Source organism: Paenibacillus cellulositrophicus (genome assembly GCF_009363095.1).
In the GTDB taxonomy this organism is placed as follows: domain Bacteria; phylum Bacillota; class Bacilli; order Paenibacillales; family Paenibacillaceae; genus Paenibacillus_AQ; species Paenibacillus_AQ favisporus.
Window position 1 is genome coordinate 1,369,949 of the sequence record NZ_CP045295.1, and the last position, 17,752, is coordinate 1,387,700.

General features: G+C 54.0%; 18 protein-coding genes. 5 read left to right on the forward strand and 13 right to left on the reverse strand.

Translation table 11 applies throughout. The annotated features are described in order from the left end of the window. Positions 1–204: 204 nt before the first annotated feature. From ccpA to GCU45_RS06255, 3 genes are all read right to left on the reverse strand, one after another. On the reverse strand, positions 205–1,218 hold the full coding sequence (ccpA, locus tag GCU45_RS06245) for a catabolite control protein A (protein ID WP_076169906.1): 1,014 nt from the start codon (positions 1,216–1,218) through the stop codon (positions 205–207). A gap of 90 nt (positions 1,219–1,308) precedes the next feature. Continuing rightward, entirely contained in the window at positions 1,309–1,656 is a 348-nt protein-coding gene (gene ytxJ / locus GCU45_RS06250) for a bacillithiol system redox-active protein YtxJ (protein ID WP_152398392.1), read from the reverse strand. Between the two features lie 112 nt (positions 1,657–1,768). Beyond that, entirely contained in the window at positions 1,769–2,074 is a 306-nt protein-coding gene (locus GCU45_RS06255; RefSeq protein WP_144025411.1) for a hypothetical protein, read from the reverse strand. A gap of 352 nt (positions 2,075–2,426) precedes the next feature. Here GCU45_RS06255 and GCU45_RS06260 point away from each other — a divergent pair, with 352 nt between their 5' ends. After that, entirely contained in the window at positions 2,427–2,951 is a 525-nt protein-coding gene (locus GCU45_RS06260) for a type 1 glutamine amidotransferase domain-containing protein (RefSeq protein WP_152398393.1), read from the forward strand. Positions 2,952–3,059: 108 nt separating this feature from the next. On the opposite strand, the gene ptsP is transcribed toward GCU45_RS06260, so the two are convergent. The 4 genes from ptsP to aroA all read right to left on the reverse strand — a co-directional run bounded on the left by ptsP (position 3,060) and on the right by aroA (position 8,657). Beyond that, positions 3,060–4,838, reverse strand: coding sequence for a phosphoenolpyruvate--protein phosphotransferase (gene ptsP, locus GCU45_RS06265; RefSeq protein ID WP_152398394.1), 1,779 nt, complete (start codon positions 4,836–4,838; stop codon positions 3,060–3,062). Next, the gene (locus GCU45_RS06270) at positions 4,835–6,721 is read right to left on the reverse strand and encodes a glucose PTS transporter subunit IIA (protein ID WP_145947519.1); all 1,887 of its coding nucleotides are present in this window, start codon (positions 6,719–6,721) and stop codon (positions 4,835–4,837) included. The genes ptsP and GCU45_RS06270 overlap by 4 nt, the downstream gene beginning before the upstream one ends. A gap of 132 nt (positions 6,722–6,853) precedes the next feature. Beyond that, the gene (locus GCU45_RS06275) at positions 6,854–7,297 is read right to left on the reverse strand and encodes a CoA-binding protein (protein ID WP_076169901.1); all 444 of its coding nucleotides are present in this window, start codon (positions 7,295–7,297) and stop codon (positions 6,854–6,856) included. Positions 7,298–7,364: 67 nt separating this feature from the next. Further along, entirely contained in the window at positions 7,365–8,657 is a 1,293-nt protein-coding gene (aroA, locus tag GCU45_RS06280; RefSeq protein WP_152398395.1) for a 3-phosphoshikimate 1-carboxyvinyltransferase, read from the reverse strand. Positions 8,658–8,792: 135 nt separating this feature from the next. Between aroA and GCU45_RS06285 the strand changes: the two genes are divergently transcribed. Further along, on the forward strand, positions 8,793–9,092 hold the full coding sequence (locus tag GCU45_RS06285) for a rhodanese-like domain-containing protein (protein ID WP_152402847.1): 300 nt from the start codon (positions 8,793–8,795) through the stop codon (positions 9,090–9,092). Between the two features lie 196 nt (positions 9,093–9,288). Here GCU45_RS06285 and GCU45_RS06290 read toward each other — a convergent pair whose 3' ends face one another. After that, on the reverse strand, positions 9,289–9,804 hold the full coding sequence (locus tag GCU45_RS06290; RefSeq protein ID WP_244364455.1) for a shikimate kinase: 516 nt from the start codon (positions 9,802–9,804) through the stop codon (positions 9,289–9,291). Between the two features lie 178 nt (positions 9,805–9,982). Here GCU45_RS06290 and GCU45_RS06295 point away from each other — a divergent pair, with 178 nt between their 5' ends. Beyond that, the gene (locus GCU45_RS06295; protein ID WP_076169898.1) at positions 9,983–10,318 is read left to right on the forward strand and encodes a hypothetical protein; all 336 of its coding nucleotides are present in this window, start codon (positions 9,983–9,985) and stop codon (positions 10,316–10,318) included. On the opposite strand, the gene gndA is transcribed toward GCU45_RS06295, so the two are convergent. Next, a complete protein-coding gene (gene gndA, locus GCU45_RS06300) occupies positions 10,309–11,721 on the reverse strand; it encodes an NADP-dependent phosphogluconate dehydrogenase (protein WP_116229572.1) in 1,413 nt (470 codons plus the stop codon). The two genes, GCU45_RS06295 and gndA, sit on opposite strands and share 10 nt — an antisense overlap. Before the next feature lie 181 nt (positions 11,722–11,902). Further along, the gene (locus GCU45_RS06305) at positions 11,903–12,499 is read right to left on the reverse strand and encodes a hypothetical protein (RefSeq protein WP_076169896.1); all 597 of its coding nucleotides are present in this window, start codon (positions 12,497–12,499) and stop codon (positions 11,903–11,905) included. Positions 12,500–12,805: 306 nt separating this feature from the next. Here GCU45_RS06305 and GCU45_RS06310 point away from each other — a divergent pair, with 306 nt between their 5' ends. Continuing rightward, positions 12,806–13,432, forward strand: a complete 627-nt coding sequence (locus tag GCU45_RS06310; protein ID WP_105444560.1) for a YktB family protein — start codon at positions 12,806–12,808, stop codon at positions 13,430–13,432. An 85-nt stretch (positions 13,433–13,517) separates the two neighbouring features. On the opposite strand, the gene GCU45_RS06315 is transcribed toward GCU45_RS06310, so the two are convergent. Continuing rightward, positions 13,518–14,801, reverse strand: a complete 1,284-nt coding sequence (locus tag GCU45_RS06315; protein WP_244364456.1) for an MFS transporter — start codon at positions 14,799–14,801, stop codon at positions 13,518–13,520. A 180-nt stretch (positions 14,802–14,981) separates the two neighbouring features. Between GCU45_RS06315 and GCU45_RS06320 the strand changes: the two genes are divergently transcribed. Next, the gene (locus tag GCU45_RS06320) at positions 14,982–16,457 is read left to right on the forward strand and encodes an aminotransferase class I/II-fold pyridoxal phosphate-dependent enzyme (protein ID WP_116229569.1); all 1,476 of its coding nucleotides are present in this window, start codon (positions 14,982–14,984) and stop codon (positions 16,455–16,457) included. Positions 16,458–16,558: 101 nt separating this feature from the next. Here GCU45_RS06320 and GCU45_RS06325 read toward each other — a convergent pair whose 3' ends face one another. Further along, positions 16,559–16,876 (reverse strand): DUF1292 domain-containing protein, encoded by a 318-nt coding sequence (locus tag GCU45_RS06325; protein ID WP_152398397.1) that lies wholly within the window; start codon positions 16,874–16,876, stop codon positions 16,559–16,561. 94 nt (positions 16,877–16,970) lie between these two features. Then, complete coding sequence (locus GCU45_RS06330) at positions 16,971–17,522, reverse strand: copper amine oxidase (protein ID WP_089548164.1); 552 nt, start codon at positions 17,520–17,522, stop codon at positions 16,971–16,973. Between the last annotated feature and the right edge of the window lie 230 nt (positions 17,523–17,752).

Below are 17,752 nucleotides of genomic sequence, written 5' to 3' on the forward strand. Positions count from 1 at the left end.
TCATCTTCAATCCTTTCAAGCGGTCAGTTCTCAATGATGCTGGCTTGTGCAAAAATATGATTTCGGACGATAAGGCCTTAATTGGCTATGAAAACAGGCACATGGCTGCATCGTATCTGTTAAGAGCCGCACATCCCAAAAAAAGCTCCCTGAAGGAGCTTTTTTCACAAGTATTCAACCTTTTTCATATTTGGATATGTCTATTTATTCCTCGTTCACATGACTTACGGAGAGCCGCAAAATCGTTTCGTGAGGAAGAATGACCCGAGGGTTGTCCACATTTTCTTTCTTCATCAGCTTGGTCAAGAGACGCATCGCTACCGCACCCAAATCGTACATCGGCTGCGCTACAGTCGTCAGCTGCGGACGAACCATCGAAGCCATGCGGATGTTATCCACACTGATGATCGAGAAGTCATCGGGAACCTTCAGACCTTCGTCTTGAATGCTGTGAATAGCGCCGATCGCCATCTCGTCGGTGGCCGCAAAGATCGCCGTAGGCTTCTTCTTCAGCCCGAGGAAATACTTCATTGCTTCCACACCGGATTCGTACCGGTAGTTGCCGATGCGAACCAGGTCTTCCTGATACTCGATGCCGGCAGCTTCCAGCGCTCTCTTGTAGCCTTGGAAACGGGCATAGCCGTTCGCCGGGTCCTGGAGCGTTCCGCTGATCATGGCGATGTCCCGGTGACCGTGACGAATCAGCGTATTTACCGCGTCAAAGGCGGCCGCCTCATGATCGATATCCACGGAAGGATAAATGCCGTTCTCGTCGCGCGTCGCACAGAGCACGATCGGCACAGCCGATGTCTGGAAGGCCTGAATATGCTCGTCCGTTACGGTTCCGCCCATGAAGAGCAGCCCGTCCACCTGCTTCTCAAGCAGCGTGTTGATGACGCGAATTTCCTTGTCTTTTCTCTTGTCAGCGTTACACAAAATGATATTGTAGTGGTACATGTTGGCGATATCTTCGATACCCCGGGCGATCTCCGCAAAAATGGAGTTGGATATGTCCGGAATCACGACACCCACGGTTGTCGTTTTCTTGCTGGCAAGTCCTCTTGCCACCGCGTTCGGACGATATCCTAAACGTTCAATTGCTTCATATACTTTCTTCCGGGTCTGAGGCTTCACGTTCGGATTGTTGTTGACAACCCGCGATACCGTGGCCATCGATACGCCTGCTTCACGCGCCACATCGTAAATGGTTACCGTCAAATTCCTTCTCTCCATTGCAAATAAATTTTCATTCGTCAACCCATTAAACTCAATGATACGACAAAATTTTGCATTGTGCAATGATTACACTTACAGCTGTTGCAAATGCTCTTTAATCACTTCAGAAGTAATATGAGAATGAGACGTATGCCAGATGGGCGCCTGATTTTGAACCAGAATAACCTGAGGCGATTCATGCTGCACCCCAAGACGATCCGCCGCTTCCATCGATACCGGACGGTCTTCGACAACATGGATCAGACCATACTGTACGGCTTCATTCGGCTGATCTTCCAAGTAAGACATCATTTCCCGATACGCACCGGCGCTGATCGGGCAGCGTGTACTATGCTTAAACACCAGCAGAGGCTTATCTGTGGAGGCTTCCAATGCGGATTGCAGCTGATCGCTAGTAGTCAGTTTAGTCATTGTCGCCATTTGATATACATCCCCTTTTTTCGATTCAAATCCTGAATCTATCGTATCAAAAAGCTCGTGAAAAATCCAACATACCTAGCGAAAAACCCGAAAAAATGCAGTAAAACGTAAATCAGGCGTAAAATTGGTTCAATTCAGGCAGCATCGCCGACAGCTGGGACAGCCGCTCCCGGATATTTTCCACCCACTCGTGGTCCTCAGTCTGTTCGGCAAAGCTGTATAAGTCCAGAAGCAGGTTGATACGGTCCCTGACCTCGGTTTCAATCTGCAGCTCCAAATCTTCGCGGGACAGGCTGTCGGGACGCAGGAACACCTCGCGAACCATTCCTGCCAGCTCATGGTGGTCTGCCAAAGAAAAGCTTCGACGGGAAGGACGCTCCCCGAGCGTCTCGACGCATTTCTTCAGCACCGGTCTCATGCATGGCAGCAGCTCATAATTCGAACAATCGTCACAAGCAAGCACCGGAACATGCCGTATGATTACATTACGGGTATACATCACCGTGCGTAGGTCAAGTCTAAGGACTTCCCCACATTTACATTTTGATCCCATATTTCCACCCCATATATCTTTTTACATCTTTATATAGTCATTGTAAAAATCGTCGTTCCCTTCGTATTCGCCCTGCCCGCGCTGGATTCCTTCCTCTCCAGCCCACCTGTTTTATTTACCAAACGGCCCATCCCTTTCTTGTAAAGCATGATTGTTCTATTCATTTTTGTTACACTGGAAACATAGGGACATTTACTCAGGAGGGAGCATGCTGAACATGAGATTAGCCGGAAAGAAGGTCATTGCGCTCGTCGATGACCAATTTGAAGACTTAGAGCTGTGGTATCCCGTATACCGGGTGAGGGAGGAAGGCGCCGAGGTGCACCTGGTCGGGGACAAGAAGGGACATACCTACATCGGCAAATATGGCGTTCCTGCCGTATCGGACTATTCGTTTGAAGAAGTGGACAGCCGGGATTACGACGGCATTTTGGTGCCCGGCGGCTGGGCGCCGGATAAGCTGCGCCGCTACGGAAAGGTGCTGCAGCTGGTGCGGGAAATGAACGAGGACCGCAAGCCGATCGGGCAAATCTGCCATGCAGGCTGGGTGCTGGTCTCGGCTAAAATTTTGCAGGGCGTTACCGTGACCTCCACTCCGGGCATCCGGGACGACATGGAGAACGCCGGCGCGATCTGGAAGGACGAGGCGGTCGTCACTGACGGACATATCGTGTCCGCCCGCCGCCCGCCGGATCTTCCGCCTTACGGCAAAGCCTTTTGCGATGCGCTTGCGGGGCAATAAGCAGCAAGCCATAGGCAGTCAGCCGGGTCAAAAAAAGAGCCTGACCGTCCACTTGGTGGATCGGCAGGCTCTTTTTCTATATTTAGGCGGCAATGGCAACACAGGAGGTCAGGAAGCGTTGCTGTCCTTTTCGCCCCGAGGCTGATTCACGTTTTCGTTATTTGCGCAGGCAGGCTCAGCAAATTCGGTCAGCAGGCGTTCGATTTCGACGCTGCTCTTCAACTGGTAGCATGTCTGCGCCGTCCGCTTCGCATCGGAAGCCGTCGTGTTAAGTATCCGATGCTTCAGCTTCAGCAGGGACTGGATCGACATGCTCAGATGGTCCACGCCCAGCTCCAGCCAGATCGGTACCGAGCGTTCATCGCCGGCCATCTCGCCGCACACGCTGACGGGAATGCCCGCCCGGTGCGCGGCTTCCACCGTCGTGCGCAGCATCCGCAGAATCGCCGGATGGAACGGATGATACATATGGGCGATCTGCTCGTTCATCCGGTCAACTGCCAATACGTACTGCACGAGATCGTTCGTGCCGATGCTGAAGAAGTCGCATTCTTCCGCGAGCAGATCGGCGATGATGACTGCGGCGGGAATCTCGATCATGATGCCGACCGGGATGTCCTTGTCGTAAACGATGCCCCTTGCGTCAAGATCGGCCATGGCCCGATGCAGCACTTCATTGGCTTGTCTGATTTCGTCGACCGATGAAATCATCGGGTACATAATTTTCACCCTGCCGAACGCGCTCGCCCGAAGAATGGCGGTCAGCTGCGTCTGAAAAAGCTCCTGGCGGTCAAGGCTGATCCGGATCGCCCGGTAGCCTAGAACCGGGTTATCCTCATCCGGCAGCGCAAAATAATCCAGCTGCTTGTCGCCGCCGATGTCGAGCGTGCGGATCACCGCCCCAAGCTCACCCACTTGCTGGGCTACCTGGCGGTACACCTCAAACTGTTCCTCTTCGCTCGGAAACGTGCTGCGGTCCATGTACAAAAATTCCGTCCGGAACAGCCCTACGCCATTGGCGCCGTATTTCAAGGCCGATTCCACTTCTTTGGCGGAGCTGATGTTCGCGGCAAGGTGAAGCTCGCAGCCGTCCTTCGTGATCGCTTCGACGGCAGCCAGCAGCTCCAGCTGCTCCTTCTTCGCCAGCTGGCGCTCCCGGATCCGCACATATTCTTCCACGAGCGTATCGTCCGGATTGAGATACAGCGCCCCGGTGTCCCCGTCTATGACCAGCAAATCCCCAGTCTGGATCGGATCCTTCAGCTTGTTCTCCAGCCCCGCAACGAGCGGGATACCGAGAGCCCGTGCCATAATGGCCGAATGGGACGTCTTCCCGCCGACCATCGTCACGATGCCGAGCACATGGGAAGGATTCAAATGCGCCAGCTGGGACGGGGACAGCTCCTTGGCCACGAGGATATACGGCTGGGTATCCGCAGGCAGCGTTATCTCCGGCGCGCCGAGCAGATGCTTGAGCAGGCGGTTGCCGACATCCTTGATATCCATCGCCCGCTCCTTCATGTATTCGTCATCCAGCAGGTCGAACATCGTGACGAAATGATCGATCGCCTCTTTTACCGCGACCTCGGCCGCCTTATACTGGCGCTCAATGACGCCTTGAATTTCATTCATGAACACCGGATCATCCAGGATGGCCAAATGGGCGTCAAAAATGCTCGACTCCTCTTCCCCGACCATATCCCTGAACTCATTTTTAATAAACTCAATCTCATTTTTGGAGGTGCGTATCCCCTCATACAGCCGTTCAAATTCGTTGGCCAGATCTACTGCGTCGATCCCGGTCTCGGGCAGGTCCCATTCCCAGTTCGGCAGTACAAATGCTTTTCCAATCGCTACCCCGGCAGATGCACCGATGCCTTGTATCATGATTCCAAACCTCCAACATTTCTGTCGTGTAATACTACGGACATAACCGACGTCTGCCCCTTCTTGACGGCTTTGAACGGAGCGAAGCTCCATGACTTAACGCGGTCCGGGTTGGTGATCACCATCGGCGTGGCAAGCGATGAAGCATGACTTCGGATATAGTTGATATCAAATTTAACCAGCAGCTGGCCGGGCTCCACCGCGTCCCCCTCCTGAACGACCGCGGTAAAATGCCCGCCCTTGAGCTGGGACGTATCGATGCCGATGTGAAGCAGCACCTCGAGCCCTTCCGGTGTCGAGATCCCGATGGCATGCATCGTCGGGTACAGGTGCATGATCGTCCCGTATACCGGAGACACAAGCTCCCCTTTCTCCGGCATGAACGCCACCCCGTCTCCCACCAGCTTCGCGGCGAAAATGTGATCGGGCACTTCTTCGATCGGGATCATTTTCCCTTGGACCGGCGCGCTGAACAGCACCTGCGGCAAATCCCGGTGCAGCAGCTTGTTTACTTCCTCGCGGATCAGCTCGGAATAGGTGCCGAATACGACCTGTACGTTGCCGCCGCCGAGCTTGATCAGCCCCGCGGAGCCGAGCAGCTTCAGCGCATTGCTGTCGATCATGCGGTCGTTCTTGACCGTCAGCCGCAGCCGGGTGATGCAGGATTCCACCTGGACGATGTTGTCCTTGCCCCCGAGCGCTTCCAGAATGAGCGGCGCCTGATAAGGGATGTTGCCTGCCCAATCCTCCAGCGTAGAGCCTTCCTCACGTCCGGGCGTCGGAATTTGAAACCTCCGAATGGCCCAGCGGAACAGAAAATAGTACACAAGGCCGTATCCGAGCCCGATCGGAATAAGCAGAAGCGCGTTATGCGACAGATGGAAGTTCAGCAGATAATCGATCGCCCCTGCGGAATAGGAAAACCCGTGATGAATATCGAGCGCATACGTAATCCACATCGCGATCCCCGACAGGATCGAATGCAGGATGAACAAATAAGGCGCTGCGAACAAGAAGGCAAACTCGATCTGTTCGGACACCCCCGTCAAAAAGCAGACCAAGGCCGCCGTCAAAAACGTCTTCTTGACCTTCGGCTTCAGGTCTTCCCGCGCTTCCTGGATGATTGCCAAGGCGATGCCCGGCAGTGCGAACATCATAATAGGGAACAGTCCGGCCATGAATGTGCCGGCGGTCGGATCCCCCGCAAAATAACGCGGCAAATCCCCCTGCACGATGCTGCCCGAAGGGGTTTTGTAGGTTCCCAGCTGGAACCAGAAAACATTGTTGAGCAGATGATGAAGGCCGAACGCCGTCAGGATCCGGTACAAAATGCCGTATAAAAACAGACCGAATCCGCCCATATGCGCCATGAGCATGGTCAGCTCGTTCAGCGCCTTCTGCAGCAGCGGAGCGATGAAGACCATCACCCACGAAAACAGGGCGGAGAACAGCCCCATAAACAAAAGCACGAAGCGCGAGCCGCCAAAAAACTGGACAATCTCAGGCAGCTTGATATGTTTATACCGGTTATAGGCAGAGCCGGCGATCATGCCGAAAATGATGCCGATCAGCGTGGAAGGCTGAATGCCACCATTACCCAGATGCCTCGTAATTTGATCATAAATAAACATCCCGGCAAGAGCCCCAAGGCCAGCCGGTCCCGCCTGGTTCGCCAGTCCCCAGGCCACTCCTACCGCAAACAGATATGGGAGGAAATAAAAAATACCCTGTCCTGCCCAAGTGCACACCTCTGCGACGCCCGGCAGCCCCCAGGCTGCCCATGGCAGACTGCCGACACACAGCAGTATGGCGGCCGACGGCAGAACCATCGTAGGCAGCATCACTGCTCTGCCGAGCTGCTGCAGCGATCCAAGCCAGTTCAAGACATGCACTCTCCTCTCAACACACACACATATTTAAAATGGTACGCGTTGTTCAACTTTTTGTCAAAAAGAAAAAAGGACCTGCAGATTGCTCTGCACGGCCCTGTCTTGCCTCGTATTCAGGCGAAGGTATTATCCGTTCTTTTGACCTGGACGGTTCGGCCTGGTTACGGAGTCCTCCACCTTGATGCAGCGGTCCATAATGACCCGCATGCCGTTCTCTTCGCCGATGCTGGCGGCTTCATCGTTGACAACGCCGAGCTGCAGCCACAGTACCCGTGCGCCGATGTCGGCAGCCTCCCTCGCCACGTCCGCGCAGTATTCGCTGCGCCGGAACACATCGACAATATCGACGGGTTCGGGAATGTCTTTCAGCGAGGCGTAGACCGTTTCGCCAAGGATGGTTCCCTGAACGGTCGGGTTCACGGGAATGATCCGGTAGCCGCGCTGCTGCATCGCTTCCGCAATCATGTAAGAAGTGCGGTCCGGCTTGTCGGACAGGCCGACGACCGCAATGTTGCCGGCCTGCTCCAGAATTTCCTTGATTTCTTCCCGGGTCGGATTTTCAAATGACATCGTTCATCCCGCCTTTGCTCTATTTTCTTCAAGAATCGGATTTACCTGTACTTATATAACTTATGATTTACTTTACCCATTCCACCTGGGCGCCAAGCGCCTTCATATGGTCGAAGAACTGCGGGTACGATTTGGCGACGTGGTGCGCGTCCTTGATCCGCAACGGCTGCTTGGAGCGCAGGCCGACGATGGTCAGCGCCATGATGACCCGGTGGTCGTAATGGGCGTTGATCTCGACGCCCCCCTCGACCCCTTCCGGCCGCCCGTGGACGATGATCTCCGCCTGGCGCTCCTCCACGTTGGCCCCGGCTTTGCGCAGCTCGGCCAGGTAATCGGTGATGCGGTCGCATTCCTTGTAGCGCAAATTTTCCACATTATAGAAGCGGGAGGTTCCTTCCGCAAACACGGCGGCCGCCACCATGGCCAGCACGGCATCCGTGGCCGCGTCCCCGTCAAACTCGACGGCTTTAAGCTTCCCGTTGCCGCGGACATGGACTTCGTCGTTCTCATGCGTCAGGGGAGTCTGCATCATCTGAAGCACGTCGACAACCGCGCGCTCTCCCTGCTTGCTCTGCACCGGCAGACGCTTGATCAGCACGTCCGATTCCGTGACCGCCGCCGCGGCCAGCACCGCAGCCGATCCTGGATAGTCGCCCTGCACAGTATAGGTTTTCGCTTGATAGGACTGGTTGCCGGGAACGCGGAAATGCGTGTAATCGTCGCTGGCATAAATGACGATCCCTGCCTGCTCCAGCACTTCCAGCGTCTGACCGATGACGACTTTCGATTTCAGGTCGCCCGTCACCTCAATCTCGCTGTCCTCCGCCAGCAGGGGCGTCAGGAACAGCAGAGAGCTCAAGTACTGCGAGCTTACTTCGCCCGATACCGTAATTCGGCCGCCTTTCACCTGCCCGCCGCGAATCGTGATCGGCAGGCGTCCGTTGTTATGCTCCACCTGCACGCCGATTTGCTCAAGCGCGGTTATCAGGTCGTCGTGCGGGCGCTTGCCCAGCGAGTCCGGATACGTATTGACGAACGTCACCTCCGGGCAGAGGGCGGCGGTCCCCATCAGGAAGCGCAGCACCGCGCCGGCGTTGCCGACGTTCAGCTCCTTGACGTCACGCGGATGCCTGCCGAAGCCGGTAATGACGGCCTTCTCGTCGTCTTCGACGAGCGTGGCGCCGAGGTCCTGGATACAGCGGCGCATTGCGTCGCTGTCCTCGCTGTGAGCCGGGAAGTATACCGTGCTTGTCCCTTCGGCCAGCGCCGCCACCAGCAGGTAGCGGGTCGTATAGTTTTTGGATGAGAGAGCTCCGATTTCCCCGCTCAGCCGGGGAGTCGGATGTACGATCATGTCCATGTGTAATCTCCTTTGCACTAGTCGGTAGTATAGCTCTTCCCGCGGGTCTGTCCGGATTGACAGCCGATTTACTGCTTGGTTATCATAGGTGATGAACAGTATGATTACAGTCGAAAAGAGGTTTTAACATTGTCAATGTTTCGTGAAATAGAGCCTTCTGAGGTGAGACGCCGCCTGCTTGCCGGCGAGTCCCTGCAGATGATCGACGTCCGTGAGGACGATGAAGTGGCCCAGGGCATGATCAGCGGCGCCAAGCATATCCCGCTGGGTGAAATCCCCGCCCGTCTGGACGAAATCCCGAGAGACGGCGAAGTCATTATGATCTGCCGCAGCGGCGGCCGCAGCATGCGCGCCTGCCAGTACCTGTCGCAGCACGGCATCGACTGCGTCAACATGGTCGGCGGCATGCTTCAATGGAACGAGGAAGAAGAATAATCATCTCCCCACAAAGTGAAGTCGTTGCTTCGATGCCTATTCAGGTACTTTGCGGGGGGCCCCGAAAACATCATCCCCACAAAGTGAAGTTATGGCTTCGGCGCCCTTCCGGTTGCTTAACCGGGCCGCAACCTAAGCTACTGAAGCAGCAGCTTGACCCCGGTCAGGCTGCTGCTTCTTTTTCATAGAGATAAGCTTAGACGCGGTAATGCGCTAAAATTGCACGCATGACTTCTTCCGCCGCAAGGCCCGATGTGTCCACCGTGCAGTGGGCAAAGCGATATGCGTCTCTCCGCTCCTCAAGCAGCGCTCTCACCCGCTCCTCCGCATTGCCCGCAAGCAGCGGCCGGTTCCGGTCCCCCTGGACCCTGGCAATAATATGCTCCGCATCTGCGGTGAGCGCCACGACGAGACCGCCCTGCAGCATCAGCTCGCAGTTGTCCGGGCGCAGCACCACGCCGCCTCCCGTGGCGACGATCACTCCTTCTCCGGAGGCGAGCACCTGCCGCAGCGTCTCGTTCTCGAGCTCGCGGAAATGCGGCTCGCCATGCCGCTCGAAGATCTCCGGGATCGTCATGCCGGCCTTTTCCACGACGGCGGCATCCAGATCGATCAGCCGGTATCCGAGCTCCATAGCCAGCAGGTCGCCGACGGTTGACTTGCCCGTGCCCATCATACCGATCAAGATAATATTTTGTGTAGTCCGGTTCAATAGAACACCCCTTTTTGCACTTGCTGCTGCCCATGCCGTTACTTGCTACATATCATAACACAGGCCAAAAACTTTCGACAATGCCGTCCTTCGCCTGCAAGTCTATTTGCAGGAACTCTATCATATACATACATCAACTTGATAACCAGTAGAATATGAGGAGTGGTCGATAGGAGCCATGCATGATTCCCATAGCCCTTTACTAGGAGGCCCCAAACGGATAGAGCAAATCTTCGATCCCCAGCACATTTTGTGCCGGGACGATCTGCTCTGGGTGCTTCATTACGTCCAAAAAAAAGTGGCCCAGAAAGATCCAGCCCTGCTGGAGCTTCCCAAGCCACGTCTAATGCGAAATTTTCAATATTTCGGCGAGGCCGCCGTCCTCCTGCTCAGCCGGTCATCTGCCCAGGGGCTCGACAACGAAAGGATCCGCGTCTGCCTGCTGGAGGCGATGCACGGTCTTTTCCAGAGCGGAGAAAACGAAGCGGCTCCCCCAAGTAACGATTACTCCTGAATCCAGTTGTGATGGAAGACGCCTTCCTTGTCCACGCGTTTGAACGTGTGGGCTCCGAAGTAATCGCGCTGCGCCTGAAGCAGGTTCGCCGGCAGTCGCTCCGTGCGGTAGCTGTCGAAATATGCCAGGGCGCTGGCAAAGCCGGGAACCGGAACGCCTTGAGCCACGGCCGTCGCTACCGTCGTACGCCATGCTTCCTGGTAGTTTTCGATGATGTCCTTGAAGAACGGATCCAGAAGCAGGTTTTTCAGGCCCGGATCTTTCTCGTAGGCGTCGGTGATGTTCTGCAGGAAGCGGGAGCGGATGATGCAGCCGCCGCGCCAGATTTTCGCCAGGTTGCCGTACTGCAGATCCCAGCCGTACTCGTCGGAAGCGACGCGCAGCTGCGCGAAGCCTTGGGCGTAGGATACGATTTTACTTGCAAACAGCGCTTTGCGGACGTTCTCGATAAACTCGGCTTTGTCCCCTTGGAACGGGGCTTTTTTCGGGCCGTTCAAAATTTTGCTCGCTTCTACGCGTTCTTCCTTCATCGCCGACAGGAAGCGGGAGAATACGGATTCCGTAATCATGGACAGCGGCACGCCCAAATCCAGGGAGCTTTGGCTTGTCCACTTGCCCGTGCCTTTTTGGCCGGCTGCGTCCAAAATAACGTCCACCATCGGTTTGCCCGTCTCCGGATCCTTTTGCGCGAAAATATCGGCCGTAATTTCGATCAGGTAGCTGTCGAGCTCGCCCTTGTTCCAGTCGGAGAAAATTTCATGCAGTTCTTCGGCGCTCAAATCCAGCGTGTCCCTCAGAAGCTGGTAAGCTTCGCAGATCAGCTGCATGTCGCCGTATTCGATGCCGTTATGCACCATTTTTACGTAATGTCCGGCACCATCCGGTCCGATATATGTACAGCAAGGCTCCCCGTTCACTTTGGCAGAAATCGCCGTCAGAATCGGTTCCACCAGTTCGTAGGCGCTTCTTTGTCCCCCAGGCATAATGGAAGGTCCCTTCAGAGCTCCCTCTTCCCCGCCGGATACGCCTGTCCCGATAAAGCGCAGTCCTTTTGCTTCCAGCTCCGCGCTGCGGCGCTGTGTATCCGGGAAGTACGCGTTGCCTCCGTCGATGATGATGTCCCCTTCGTCCAAGTGAGGCACCAGCTGCTCGATCGTGGCGTCGGTCGCCTTGCCGGCTTGTACCATAATTAAAATTTTTCGCGGTGTTTCCAGCGAATTCACAAATTCCTCAATCGAGAAAGTCCCCGTCAGATTTTTTCCTTCGGCTTCCTTCAAAAGATCATGCGTTTTTTCTGGAGAGCGGTTAAACACGGAAACGGTGAAGCCTCTGCTCTCAATGTTGAGTGCCAGATTTTTGCCCATGACAGCAAGGCCGATGACACCAATTTGTTGTTTCGACATATGTTTTTTCTCCATTCTTTGCGATTTTTTGATGAAAATTTTAGAACAAGCCTATTTTAACGTGTTTACGCGTGAAAGTGAAGTCCGGGTTCGGCAGTCAGCTGCCCGTGATAAAACACCTCGCAGCGCATCCGAGGTGTTTATGAACGATCTTCCATTCTATTGTCGTACAAAAGGTAATTTACCATTCAAGCATCATTAAATCCTTGGACAAGGCGGCGAGCTTCTCCTTGCTCTTCTCCGCTTTTTCGGCATCTCCGGCCTGCATCGCCTCGTACAGGCGCTCCAGCTCGTCATCCAGCTCAAGTCTCAGGAGCTGCAGGCGCAAGTCGCCTTCTTTGGAGAAATACATTTTGGAAATCTCCTGCTCCGTCATAAAGGGACCCTTCTGATACAATACTTTTTGCTGATAGCCTGAAATTTCGACAAGCCGGATCACCTCGCCGAATAGAATGCTCTCGATCAGGATCTGGCGGTCCTTGAACCGTTTGACGATCGCGTGACCGCGGGTATCCTCGATCAGCTTCTCCATCCATTCCGCCAGCTTGGCGTCCCGGATCGTGTAATCCCCAACCATCTTATAACCGTTTTTCGTCCGGTTAAACCGCAGCTTGACGAGTTTGCGCCCCGTTCGGACGGAGATGATGAACAGGGTTTCGTTTTCGCTCCAGTACAACGAATAGCCGTCTTGAATCAAATCCTTGATCAGGTCCTGAATATGCCGCCGGTTAAACCGAAGCTCCAAATTGCAGTATTCCACTTCATAGCTCTTATTCACGGCACTCCCTCCTTCAAAATTGGACCGCCTTTGGCTATTTCCTTCTCCCGCTTCTTAAGACCGGCGGGCTGGAATCGGCCGGTGATTCTTCAGCTTCGTTATCAAGCTGATGGCTTAACAGCTTTGCTATATTTTATACTTTATCCTATGTAACGGTAACTTGGTTTATTGACTATTTTTACCCGACAGGGCGCAGCATCAAACGGAAAAGACCGGCCGGAAGCCCTGCCAATTAAAGATCCGCCGCGGATTATGGTATAATGGGACAAAAATTCAACACGCATTTGGATGGAGGAGGCAGCAAGAATGCCGTTTGCAGGATTTAACGCGCAGGATTTTGAAGTGTTTAATGTGGAGGGACTGGAGCCCCGGATGGAAGTGCTCATTGAGCGGGTTCGCCCCAAACTTGAAATATTAGGCAGCGAAATCGTTCCATTCCTGTCCGCGCTCAGCGGAGAGGAAATGTTCGTTCACGTGGCCAAGCATGCCCGCCGGACGGTAAACCCACCGAACGATACCTGGGTGGCTTGGGCAGCCAACAAACGCGGCTACAAAGCCCTCCCCCATTTTCAGGTGGGCATGTTCGGCACGCATCTGTTTATCATCTTTGCGATCATTTACGAAAGCACGAACAAGTCGGTATTCGCCGAGCATCTGGAAGGCAAGAAAGGAATCGCGACTGTCAAAAAGCTCCCCAAAACGTTCTATTGGTCGATGGACCATATGGACCCCGGCTTTACCCCGCAGTCTGAAATGACGGCCGCAGACTTCGCCAAAATGGCAGACAAGCTGAAGAACGTCAAAAAATCCGAGGTGCTGTGCGGACTCCGGATCGAAAAAGGAGACCCCGTGCTGGAGGACGGAGACCAGCTGGTGTCCGTCATTCATTCCACTTTTGAACAGCTGCTGCCGCTGTATAAAATGGCGTTCTAGCCGCCGCTTACGGTGCAGCCAAATATTAAAGGATAGGGCAGCCGGTACGCATAAGCGCGCTGGCACCTTATCCTTTTTTTGTTTGTTACGGCGCCTCTGCCCGCTTCTTACGCGACAAAACGAGGTGGATCACAAACAGCACGGCCATGACGATGCTGCTGGCGACAAAAGGCACCGAATGCCCGAGACGGTCCCAGAGCTGACCTGAAACGATCGGCCCGACAACCATGCCCGAGCCTTGGAGGGTGAGGAAAAATCCCCAGACCGCTCCCCGCTCGCCTTTGGGCACATGCGTCGATACAAAGGTATTCCAGGCAGGCAGGATCATGGCATAGCTGATGCCCACCACGCCTACGATGGCGAACACAACCGGCAGCGAGCGCACCGCCGAGAACATGATGAGGGAAATAGCCGCCAGCAGAAACCCGGCATTCAGGAAGGGAGCGGTTCCGAACTGGTCGACCAGCTTCCCGCATGGAATGATCGCCAGCACCGTAATGCCCCCGCCCGCGATCAGCAGCAGGCTGTACATATTCGGAGACAGGTGCAGCTCATTTTGAACGTACAGCGTGATCACCGGGCTGAGCAGCCCGATGACGAAGGATTGGAGAAACAGCGCCGGAAATACCAGCCAGCTGACCTTCAGGTTATGCCTGATTTCGTACAGCGTCTTGCGGATGCTGGCAAAAAGATGATTCACCTTTCCGAGCAGCTGGGGAAGGAACCCCCTCACAGATTCCGTCCTTCCTTCCATCTCCTGCCTATTGGCCTTGACTCTTCCCGGGAGGAGCAATGCAACCAGAACTACGATGATGCAGCAGCCGATAAGGATAAAAAATAGCGTCTGATAGTTTTTGTTCGTACGGTCCATCAAAAAATTCATGACGATCGGTCCTGCGCCTGTTCCGCCCAGCGAAGCAATCTCGAGCATGCCGATCATTTGTCCGCTGCTGCCTTTCGGACCCGAAATGGCCGTCGTCCCGGTCATGGCACATGGCCACAGCGGCGAAGTGCCTACCCCAAGAATAAAACAGGCAAGCGATAGCCAGCCTGCGCCGGATAAGAAGGCGATCATGCCAACCGCGACAATGGTCAGCACCAGCGCCCCTGTCAGCGTTCTGCGGTACCCCAGCCGCTCGGCGATCCAGCCCGACGGGCTGCGGAACAGGTTGTCTCCGATATATTGAAGGGAAAAAGCGAGACCGATCGTATGGGCGCCGAGACCGAGCGAGTTTTTCATATAAACCGGCAAAATGGCCACCAGAAGCGACCCTTTCATAAATTCCACGAGAAATAGAATCGTCAGCAGCCCGATGAAAAAAGGCGAAATCAGCCGGCGGGCTGCCGCCGCTTCCGTTATTTGCGACACGCGTTTCACCACTTCCCTATTTTGGTTTGTGCGAATCCTCCCAGCAGTATGGTCTATACTAATAGTGTACCCCATATGGGGACGAGATTTTCACAGGGTCAAAAAGCCGCTTGCATTCGCCCCCCGATTTGCTATACTGAGCTTTGTAATTTTAACAGATGAAAGGTTGTGACAGCATACATGGACCATAGCCGTACCCCTTTATTTACAGCACTCACACAGCACGCGGCAAAAAATCCCGTTCAGTTCCATATTCCCGGCCACAAGAAGGGAATGGGGACCGATACCGAATTCAGAGAATTTATCGGCGATAACGCCCTCTCTATAGATCTGATCAATATTGCCCCGCTGGACGACCTCCACCAGCCGACCGGTGTCATCGAGGAAGCCCAGATTCTTGCTGCTGACGCTTTCGGCGCCGATTACACGTATTTCAGCGTACAGGGAACCAGCGGCGCGATCATGACCATGATTCTGACGATGTGCTCTCCTGGCGACAAAATCATCGTTCCCCGGAATGTCCATAAGTCGGTCATGTCCGCGATTATTTTCTCCGGCGCCAAACCTGTCTTCGTATCGCCGGCCCGCGACGAAAATTTAGGGATCGACCACGGCATTACCGTCCGCTCCGTGCAGCGGGCCCTGGACCGTCATCCGGACGCCAAAGCGGTGCTCGTCATTAATCCGACGTACTTCGGCGTCTCCGCCAATCTGAAGGAGATCGTGGACCTCGCCCACAGCCGGCATGTGCCCGTCCTCGTGGACGAAGCCCACGGCGTGCTGACCCATTTCCATCCGGAACTGCCGATGTCCGCTATGGATGCCGGAGCGGATATGGCCGCGACGAGCGTGCATAAGCTGGGCGGCTCCATGACGCAGAGCTCCGTGCTGAATCTGAACACGAAGAACGGCTATGTCAATCCGCAGCGCGTGCAAACGATCATCAGTATGCTGACCACGACGTCGACTTCTTACATTTTGCTCGCTTCGCTGGATACCTCCAGACGGAACCTGGCGCTGAACGGATATGCCATGGCCCAAAGTGCCATCGACATGGCGCAGTCCGCCCGCAAGCAAATCAATGAAATTGAAGGTCTCTACTGCTTCGGCAAGGAAATTCTCGGCGGGGAAGCGACTTACGATTATGATCCGACCAAGCTGACCATCCATGTCCGCCACCTAGGCATCACCGGTTATGAGACCGAAAACTGGCTTCGCGAAAAGTATAATATCGAAGTCGAGCTGAGCGACATGTACAACATCCTGTGCCTGATTACGCCAGGGGATAACGAGGAGACCATCTCTATCCTGGTGAATGCGCTACGCGAGCTGGCACAGACCTACTATAATGTAAACACAGCCAACGAGCTGGTTGTTAAAATTCCAGAAATTCCGCAGCTGTCCCTCATTCCAAGGGATGCCTTCTACGGAGATACGGAAGTTATTCCGTTCAAGGAATCGGCCGGACGCATTATCGCCGAGTTTATTTATGTGTATCCGCCGGGCATTCCGATCCTTCTTCCGGGAGAGGTCATCTCCCAAGACAATATCGACTACATCGTCGACCATGTGGACGTCGGGCTGCCGGTAAAAGGACCGGAAGACCGGTATATCCAAAACGTCAAGGTTATTGTGGAAACCGATCCGATTTTTTAATACGCGCGGCTGTTTGCCGCCTGCACCAAAAAAAGAAACCCCCGGTCCCGCTTTCGCTGCGGTTCGGGGGTTTCTTGGTGTAGGGCTTGTGGCGAAATGGATTACTCCTGGTCCAACTGGGCAACCAGCTCGTTATAAGCGGCTTCCACTTTGTTCCATTCTTCTTCGTCTTCAATATTGTAAAGCATCATTTCCTCGTCCTCTTCCTCGACGCGAAGGATGATGCCGTCCGCTTCAGGATTCTCACGTTCCAGCAGCAGTGCATAAACGTTCTCGCCTACATCGAATGTTTCGACAAGAACCATTTCCACGTCTTTGCCGTTCTCATCTGTCAGCGTCAGAACAAATTCCTCATGCTCGTGATCATGGTCATGATCATGATTGCAGGCTTCGCCGTGTTCATGCTTGTAATCGCTCATTTTAACAAAAACCTCACTTATGGTTGGAATGGATCATACCACCGTATCGTATCACGTCCGCATGATCTGGTCAATTTATCCTCCTCGGGGGTTGTCAGTTCAGCGCAGTGATCACTTTTTGCGATACGAGGACGTAATCGCTGGTCTTGGTGGCTTTAATGTAGAACCCCACTTTATATTTGCCCGCGCTGCTGAAATCATACGTGAAATCGTAAGTCCGGAACCAGAAATTATCCTTCTGGCTGCCGCTCACGTCCTGAGACTGGATATCTTTGACCTTTCCCGAAGGATCCGTAATAGCCACCTTTACGCTCGCCACATCGTCCGATAAGCTGTCCACCTGGCAGAATACGTTAAACTTGAGCTTCCCTTTATTGACGTTACCGAAGACGGTATCTCCATTAAACAGAAATATATGTACGTTAGGCTTAATGAATTCAACCTTGTTCGTATCTGAATTAAACTTTACGACCCCGTCAAACTCCCGAATCGGGACATAGGTTTTGCCGTCGATGATATAACCGCCGTCCTGGATTTCCTTGCCGTTCATCCACACCCTGACTTTCTGGGTGATCGAATCCGCAAACACAGAACCCCCCATCAGGGAAAAGGCGAATACGCATACCATAACTTTCTTCCAATTCATCTTGTTCATTTCCCTCCATTTCCATCGTGATGTTGTATGTATATACGAAAAGTACAAACGCAAGTTGCGCTGTCCATACGGACAAAACTCACATTTTTTCTCAAAAGTGAAGGAATTTTGTTCCAGAAATACAAAAAAAGCCCCACCTTGTGGGACTATAGCTCCAAATTTTTGGTTCAGATCCTATTTCTCTCCTTATTTCTTGGTTAAAATACAGGGCACCCCTTTGC

Bases quoted from the DNA above. Each gene is read 5' to 3' on its own strand.
- ytxJ (WP_152398392.1), bottom strand. From the start codon at position 1,656: ATGGCGACAATGACTAAACTGACTACTAGCGATCAGCTGCAATCCGCA.
- GCU45_RS06255 (WP_144025411.1), bottom strand. From the start codon at position 2,074: ATGAGACCGGTGCTGAAGAAATGCGTCGAGACGCTCGGGGAGCGTCCT.
- GCU45_RS06260 (WP_152398393.1), top strand. From the start codon at position 2,427: ATGAGATTAGCCGGAAAGAAGGTCATTGCGCTCGTCGATGACCAATTT.
- ptsP (WP_152398394.1), bottom strand. From the start codon at position 4,838: ATGATACAAGGCATCGGTGCATCTGCCGGGGTAGCGATTGGAAAAGCA.
- GCU45_RS06275 (WP_076169901.1), bottom strand. From the start codon at position 7,297: ATGTCATTTGAAAATCCGACCCGGGAAGAAATCAAGGAAATTCTGGAG.
- aroA (WP_152398395.1), bottom strand. From the start codon at position 8,657: ATGGACATGATCGTACATCCGACTCCCCGGCTGAGCGGGGAAATCGGA.
- GCU45_RS06285 (WP_152402847.1), top strand. From the start codon at position 8,793: ATGTTTCGTGAAATAGAGCCTTCTGAGGTGAGACGCCGCCTGCTTGCC.
- GCU45_RS06295 (WP_076169898.1), top strand. From the start codon at position 9,983: ATGCATGATTCCCATAGCCCTTTACTAGGAGGCCCCAAACGGATAGAG.
- gndA (WP_116229572.1), bottom strand. From the start codon at position 11,721: ATGTCGAAACAACAAATTGGTGTCATCGGCCTTGCTGTCATGGGCAAA.
- GCU45_RS06310 (WP_105444560.1), top strand. From the start codon at position 12,806: ATGCCGTTTGCAGGATTTAACGCGCAGGATTTTGAAGTGTTTAATGTG.
- GCU45_RS06320 (WP_116229569.1), top strand. From the start codon at position 14,982: ATGGACCATAGCCGTACCCCTTTATTTACAGCACTCACACAGCACGCG.
- GCU45_RS06325 (WP_152398397.1), bottom strand. From the start codon at position 16,876: ATGAGCGATTACAAGCATGAACACGGCGAAGCCTGCAATCATGATCAT.
- GCU45_RS06330 (WP_089548164.1), bottom strand. From the start codon at position 17,522: ATGAATTGGAAGAAAGTTATGGTATGCGTATTCGCCTTTTCCCTGATG.